This is a genomic window from Roseiflexus sp., assembly GCF_057785375.1.
Genome location: NZ_JBYNRX010000009.1, coordinates 108,127 through 115,136 on the forward strand (window position 1 = coordinate 108,127; position 7,010 = coordinate 115,136).

The following is a 7,010-nucleotide window of genomic DNA, read 5'->3' on the forward strand; positions in this document are numbered from 1 at the left end:
CCTTTTCCTGCCTTTCCAATCACTTGAGTGGCGCTATCTTGTGGGGAAGTTGTCCAGACTGTAGTCGCGCCCAGTTTTCAAGCAATTCTTGGTGATGTAACTCCGCCCATGCCTCCACGAGACGTTTCTGGCGTTGCGGTAAATCGCCGCTGATGTACTCGATAGGGTCAATTCCATAAATCGCTGCATAGTTCTGGTAGTAGACGTGAAAATGCGGCTGATGGTGTGGTGTGCCAGGTTCTACATACATGCGGATAATAACTCCAAAGAAGCGTGCGAGTTCAGGCAAGATATGCTCCCCAGATGTCAGGTTGTAAAGAAAGGATCGATCAGCGCGTCCGGGATTTGATTACGTTCGCTACACGTATTTATATGTTCCTGATGATGTTTGTTGTGGCATGGTCTTAATTTTTGTGGATGGTAAAAGCGATCAGGGTTCAGTACGATCCTTTCCGTGCTGTGTGCTGCGAGGGTATTATAGCATAGGCGCACAGGCGCGACAAACGGTGAATGCAACATTATATCCGACGGCGTTGGCTGAGCCTGTCGCAGCCAACGCCAGCCGCCCTGTATCCCGCACACGCCAGCGAAGGACACGTCGATCAGACCGACTCACCCGCATACGTCCTGTGCTATAATTGACATATATCGTGTACCAGCCGATTCATGCGGCGCCGCTCACAGGCGAGCGGCGCTTTCTGTGGAGATCAGGAGTATGGCGACAACATCAGATCTGCGCACGAATATGATCATCCGCTACAACGGCCAGCTGCACCGCGTGATGGAGTTCTACCACCACGCCCCCGGCAACTGGCGCGCGATGGTGATCATGAAACTGAAGAACATCGAGACCGGCAAAACGATTGAAGAGCGAGTGCGCGCCGGTTCCGAAATCGAGATTGTGCGCGTCGAAAAGCGCCCGATGCAGTTCCTCTACCGCGAGGGCGATGTCTACCACTTCATGGATACGGAAACGTTCGAGCAGATCGAAGTGGCGGAAGACATGATCGGCGCACCGGCGAAGTTCCTCAAAGAAAACGAGATGGCCGACATCCTGTTCTACGATGACAATAAAATCCTGGGAGTCGAACCGCCGCTGTTCGTGACGTTGCAGGTGACGGAAGCAAGCGTCGCGGTGCGCGGCGATACAGCGACCAACGTCAACAAACAGGTCACGCTCGAGACCGGCGCGGTCGTTTCGGTTCCCGCCTTCGTCAATCAGGGTGATTATGTGCGGATCGATACACGCACCGGCGAGTATATCGAACGAATCAAGTAGGCATGTCCTGTCTGACGACCATGGGCAAGATCGTCACTGCGGGAGAAATGCGCGCCATCGAAGAAGCGGCGGTTGCCCGCGGCGCGACGTGGTCGGGCTTGATGGAGCACGCCGGCGCTGGGGTGGCGCGGGTTGCACTTGACGTACTCGGCAACCCCACGGGTCGCCGCGCGCTGGTGCTGGTCGGTCCCGGCAACAATGGCGGCGATGGGCTTGTAGCAGCGCGCCTGCTCCACGATGCCGGCGTGCAGGTCACACTCTACCTCTGGCGGCGGAGCAGTGCTGCTGGTGACGAAAACTGGCAATTATGCCGCAAACGCGCCATTCTCGAGGTGCGCTTCGCCGATGATCTGCACGGTGAGACGCTGCGCGCCACGCTTGCCGAAAGTGACCTGGTGATCGATGCGCTCCTCGGGTATGGCGCCAACCGCCCGGTCGAAGGCGAACTGGCGACGATTATTGCAACGCTGAATGCAGTGACCGCGCAGCGGGAGCGGGCAAATCGGCCCTTTGTGCTTGCGGTGGACGTTCCTACCGGCGTTCACGCCGATAGCGGCGTGTTGCTCGGCGATGCGGTGTGCGCCGATCTGACCGTTTCGACCGGTCTGCTCAAACGCGGGTTGCTCTTCTACCCGGCGCGCGCGTATGCTGGCGAACTGCGCAGCGTCGATATCGGACTTTCGCCAGACGACCTGGAGGGTATCATGTCCGAACTGATCGACGGGAAACTGGCGCGTTCGCTCCTGCCGCCTCGTCCGCCGGACTCGCATAAGGGCACATACGGCAAAGTGCTCGTGGTCGCCGGATCGGTCAATTATCCCGGTGCGGCATCGCTGGCGAGCGCTGGCGCGGCGCGTGTCGGCGCCGGGCTGGTGACCCTCGCGGTCGGGCGCAGCCAGGTGTTCGGTCCGGGTCGTATCCCCGAAGTCACGCTCCACCCGTTGCCCGAAGCCGAATGGGGAGTGCTCGGCGATGCCGCAGCCGACGAACTGCTCACCATCCTCGGCGATTATCAGGTGTTGCTGGTCGGTCCGGGTCTGGGGCGCGAAAAGGCGACGCGCGCTTTCTTCGAGCGGTTGCTTGGGCTGCAATCGCCGCGCCATCGCGGGCAGATCGGGTTTCGCATCGCAACGGCAGGAAGTGAGAAAGCCGCCGTGAAACAACGACCGGAACTGCCATTCACGGTTATCGATGCCGATGGGTTGAATATCCTGGCGGACCTGATCCATCATCCTGAGACGACAGATGTCGCTCCCAGCACGGCCTGGAATCGCCTGCCTCATGGCAGGTGCGTGCTGACGCCGCACCCCGGCGAGATGCGCCGCCTGCTCGGCGTCGAACAGATTGCCGACGTTCCGCTTGATGTGGCGAAGGACGCCGCTGCGCGCTGGAAGCAGATCGTGGTGTTCAAAGGCGCAACCACCGTCATTGCCGACCCGGAAGGTCGAGTGCGCGTGAACGACGGCGGCAACCCGGCGCTGGCGACTGCCGGAACCGGCGATGTGCTGGCAGGCGCTATCGCGGGGCTGCTGGCGCAAGGGCTGAAGCCGTTCGACGCCGCCACGCTCGGCGTCTACCTCCACAGCGCCGCAGGCCGTATGGTGCGTGATGAACTTGGCGATACAGGAGCGCTCGCCGGTGACCTGCTGCCGCGTCTGCCATTGGCGATCCGCGCCCTGAAACAATCGTGAAGGAAGGCGCTGCCATGACGACGCTGGAACGACCCGCTCGCCCCCGGCGCGTCCACTATCCGGAGAGCGACGGCAAACCCATGGGTGAGACCGATCTGCACCGCGACTTGATGACCGATCTCATCTTTGCTCTGAAGTGGTTCCTGAGTTCGACCATCGCCTACGTGGCGGGCAATCTGTTCATTTACTACGAAGAAGGCAACCCGCGCGCCGTTGTTGCGCCTGATGTGTTCGTCATCATGGGTGTGCCGCAGCGCCGTCGTCGGATCTTCCAAACCTGGAAGGAAGGCGGGCGTGTGCCGGATGTGGTCATCGAGATTACCTCAAAACGCACGCAGAAGGATGATCGTGAACGCAAACCGGCGATCTACGCTGCGCTGGGAGTGCCGGAGTATTTTATCTTCGATCCCAACGGCGACTATCTCGATCCACAGCTTCAGGGTTTCCGGCTGGTCAATGGGATGTATGAACGTATGCAGACGTTTCCGTTGAGGAGCGACGCCCTGAACCTGGAACTGCGCCAGGAAGACTCGATCCTGCGGCTCTATAACTCGCAAACCGGTGAGCGGTTGCCAACATCGGACGAAGAAGTGCTGGCGCGGCGTGCAGCGGAAGCGGCGCGTCTGGCTGCCGAACGCGAGTTGCTCGCAGAAACGCAGGCGCGCCTGGCGGCGGAGGCGGCGCGTCTGGCGGCGGAGGCGCATGCCGCAAAACTGGAAGCCCGCGCCGCAAAATTGGAGGCGGAAGTTGCCCGTTTGCGCGCTGCACTGGCGAAGCGCACGAAATCGTCAACCGAACCACAGGCGCCAGAGGAGGCGTAGCCATGCCGATCTACGAGTATCTCTGCCCGCATTGCAATGGACATTTCCAGAAACTGGTGTACGGATTCCGCGATCCCGAGGGTCTGGCCTGCCCGCGTTGCGGCGCCACGGACGTGCGCCGTGCGATTTCGCGTGTGGCGGTGCTCAAGTCCGAAGAATCACGCGTTGAGGCGCTTGCCGATCCTTCGATGCTCGCCGGTCTCGATGAGAATGACCCGCGCTCGATTGCGCGTTGGGCGAAGAAACTGGGAAGGGAACTTGGCGAAGAAGTCGGCGACGACTGGGACGAGATGGTGGACGAAATGCTGGAAGAGGAATTGCAGCGCAAAGAAAAGGGCGAGGAAGACGGCGCCGATGAGGACGGGGAAGAATCGTCCGCTTCATCGAAAAAGAGTTCGGCAGGACCGGATGATCTGGGGTGGGCGTAGGCGGCGAGCGTGCCATGCATTTTCGTGTCCATTTTCTGGCGGCTGCGGCGACCGGTCTGGCGCTCTATCCGCGCTCGCCGTTACGCGCCGCGCTGACCACCCTCGGCGGCGTGGCGCTGGATGCGGATCATTTTTTGCTGTATGCACTGCGCAGCGGCGATTGGAACCCGGTCGGCGCGCTGCGCTACGACCGTCGGCGTCACCGTTCACCCCGGTATGGCGACACACGACCGCGCTACGGGTCGCTCCGCTCCGTCGCGCATGAGCCGCAGGTCACGTTGCCGCTGGTCTGGCTCGCGGCGCTCCTCTGGTCCCCGTTGCGCCCGCTTGCCGTTGGATTGACGGTTCATCTGGCGCTCGATTTGCATCTGCCGCGCTACAACTGGCGCGTGTATCGTCGGGCGCGGGGCAGGTGCGAACGGTGCGGCATCGCCGGCGTTCCGCTCGAAGTCTACTACCTGGTCGATCCGCGTCGTGGCGGCAGGCGCTGGTCTGCGCAGAACTGCGCGCTCTGGTGTGCAGAGTGCGCGCGCGAGGCGAGAGGGAAGAGGTGAGAGGGGAGAGGGGAGAGGGGAAAGGTGAGAGGGGAGAGAGGAGAGGCGAGAGGGGAGAGATGAGAGGCGAGAGATGAGAGGGGAGAGGCGAGAGGGGAGAGATGAGAGGGGAGAGGCGAGAGGGGGGAGGCGAGAGGGTGGCTGATGCCACATTGCGGTCAGTCAAAACAAGATGTTCGAGCATCTGGTTCGCAAGGCGCAACGGTCAACACGCCCCGGTCATGGACGCCTGACCGCCCATTGGCATCAGCAGCCCCGGCGGGGCTTGCACTTGCGGTGAGCGCAGTCGAACCGCGTGCTCAGCGAGGGCTTTCGCCTGCAGCGCCCCGGCGTCCCGCGCGCAACGGCAGTATTGTCCAAACCACTGCAATTTAGTATGAACAAGTCGATTGGGTGGGCGAAGGCAGTGCCTTCGCCCACCCAACGGGATGCGGCAGGTGATAGTATAATGGAACTCCCACAATCCGCCAGATCAATGCGCAGGAGGAGGCTTCCATGGCAGAACACGCACTCCGCCCCGATCAGGTCCACCACAAATGGGACAACAGCCTGCCGCCGGTCATCGAGATCGAGCCAGGCGACATCGTTCACTGCGAGACCGCCGAGGTCACGAACAATCAGGTGACCCCCGGTTGCGATGCGTCAGTGCTGACGAACCTCGATTTCGATCAGCTCTACCCGCTGGCAGGACCGATTTTTGTGAAAGGCGCCGAACCCGGCGATATTCTCGAAGTCGAGGTCCTGCGCATGCAGACGCTCGATTGGGGATGGACAGGGATCATTCCTGGCTTGGGGCTGCTGGCGAACGATTTTACCACGCCGTACATTCGCCACTTCGACCTGAGCAATAGCGTCGCTGCGCCGCTGCGCGACGATATCCACATTCCGATTCAGCCGTTCTGTGGCACGATGGGAGTGGCGCTCGATGAGCCGGGAGCGTTCGACGTGCTGCCGTGCGGCAAGGCCGGCGGCAACATCGACACGCGCCATCTGAATGTTGGTGCAAAACTGTATCTGCCGGTCTTCGTGCCAGGGGCGCTCTTCTCGGCTGGCGACTGCCACGCGGCGCAGGGAGACGGCGAGGTGTGCGTCACCGGCATCGAATGCCCGATGCAGTTCAGCCTGCGCTTCAACGTGCTCAAAGGGCGGAGCCTGCGCCCCTGGAGCTACCAGTTCTTCACGCCGCCAGGACCGATCCAGCCCGCGTATGACGAGAAGGGATATTTTGTCACTACCGCTATCGGACCCGACCTGATGACGAATGCGCAGAATGCGGTGCGCGACATGATCGCATGGCTGGAGCGCGAGAAGGGGTTGAGCCGCGAAGACGCGTACATCCTGTGCAGTCTGGCGGGCGATCTGCGCATCAGCCAGATTGTGGACGCGCCCAACTGGTGCGTGTCGTTTTACATGGCGCTGAGCGTCTTTCGCTGAGGCGGGGAGGAACCATGACCACGCTCGTGATAAAAACCGACTCGCCGGTCGTCGCTGGCCCGCTCCAGGGGCGCTGGACGCTGGCGGATTGGGAGGCGCTCCCCAATGACGGCAACCGCTATGAGATCATCGATGGAGTGCTCTACATGACCACTGCGCCGCACAGTTTCCATCAGTGGATTATCCGTCGTCTCGAGCGCTTCATCGGCATTCCGGCGGAAGATGCGGGGCTGGCATACTGTTTCCCGGCGCCGATCGGCGTGATTATGCCGGGTTGCGACCCGGTGCAGCCCGACTATGTGGTGGTGCTGCAATCGCGCGCCGATCTGTTCCGCAATGGACGGATCTACGGCGTCCCCGATCTGATTGTCGAGGTGCTGTCGCCGGGGACGCGCGCCTATGATGAACGGGTGAAACTGGCGGCGTATGCGGCGGCTGGCGTCCCGGAGTATGCGATTGTGGACCCGGAAGAACGCCAGATGCGGCGTTACCTGCTCGAAGCCCCCGGTCGCTACGCCGCGCCGCAGGTCGCGGAGGCGACGGCGCAGGTTACGTTCGCCTGTCTGCCCGACATCGCCTTCCGCGTCGCCGATCTGTTTGCTGGTGCGCCGGATACGACGATGTAGAGCCTATCCAAAGCATCGCCGCTTGGGTAGACGAAGGCATTGCCTTCGTCTACCCGGAGAACTTGCCTTCGTCTACCCGGAGAACTTGCCTTCGTCTACCCGGAGAACTTGCCTTCGTCTACCCGGAGAACTTGCCTTCGTCTACCCGGAGAACTTGCCTTCGTCTACCCGGAGAAC

The 7,010-nt window shown here is 61.6% G+C and carries 8 protein-coding genes; 7 read left to right on the forward strand and 1 reads right to left on the reverse strand.

The features are described from left to right. Positions 1-19: 19 nt before the first annotated feature. A complete protein-coding gene (locus tag AC3EA7_RS01945) occupies positions 20-289 on the reverse strand; it encodes a DUF4160 domain-containing protein (protein WP_488612340.1) in 270 nt (89 codons plus the stop codon). A 426-nt stretch (positions 290-715) separates the two neighbouring features. Between AC3EA7_RS01945 and efp the strand changes: the two genes are divergently transcribed. The 7 genes from efp to AC3EA7_RS01980 all read left to right on the forward strand — a co-directional run bounded on the left by efp (position 716) and on the right by AC3EA7_RS01980 (position 6,833). Beyond that, positions 716-1,279: an elongation factor P gene (efp, locus tag AC3EA7_RS01950; protein ID WP_488612341.1), complete on the forward strand. Its 564-nt coding sequence runs from the start codon at positions 716-718 to the stop codon at positions 1,277-1,279. Positions 1,280-1,281: 2 nt separating this feature from the next. Further along, entirely contained in the window at positions 1,282-2,970 is a 1,689-nt protein-coding gene (locus AC3EA7_RS01955; protein WP_488612342.1) for an NAD(P)H-hydrate epimerase, read from the forward strand. Positions 2,971-2,984: 14 nt separating this feature from the next. After that, complete coding sequence (locus AC3EA7_RS01960) at positions 2,985-3,791, forward strand: Uma2 family endonuclease (protein WP_488612343.1); 807 nt, start codon at positions 2,985-2,987, stop codon at positions 3,789-3,791. A 2-nt stretch (positions 3,792-3,793) separates the two neighbouring features. Further along, positions 3,794-4,219: an FmdB family zinc ribbon protein gene (locus AC3EA7_RS01965; RefSeq protein WP_488612344.1), complete on the forward strand. Its 426-nt coding sequence runs from the start codon at positions 3,794-3,796 to the stop codon at positions 4,217-4,219. Positions 4,220-4,233: 14 nt separating this feature from the next. Continuing rightward, a complete protein-coding gene (locus AC3EA7_RS01970) occupies positions 4,234-4,773 on the forward strand; it encodes a hypothetical protein (protein ID WP_488612345.1) in 540 nt (179 codons plus the stop codon). A 495-nt stretch (positions 4,774-5,268) separates the two neighbouring features. Beyond that, positions 5,269-6,207 (forward strand): acetamidase/formamidase family protein, encoded by a 939-nt coding sequence (locus tag AC3EA7_RS01975; protein ID WP_488612346.1) that lies wholly within the window; start codon positions 5,269-5,271, stop codon positions 6,205-6,207. Between the two features lie 14 nt (positions 6,208-6,221). After that, positions 6,222-6,833: a Uma2 family endonuclease gene (locus tag AC3EA7_RS01980; RefSeq protein ID WP_488612347.1), complete on the forward strand. Its 612-nt coding sequence runs from the start codon at positions 6,222-6,224 to the stop codon at positions 6,831-6,833. Positions 6,834-7,010: the final 177 nt, after the last annotated feature.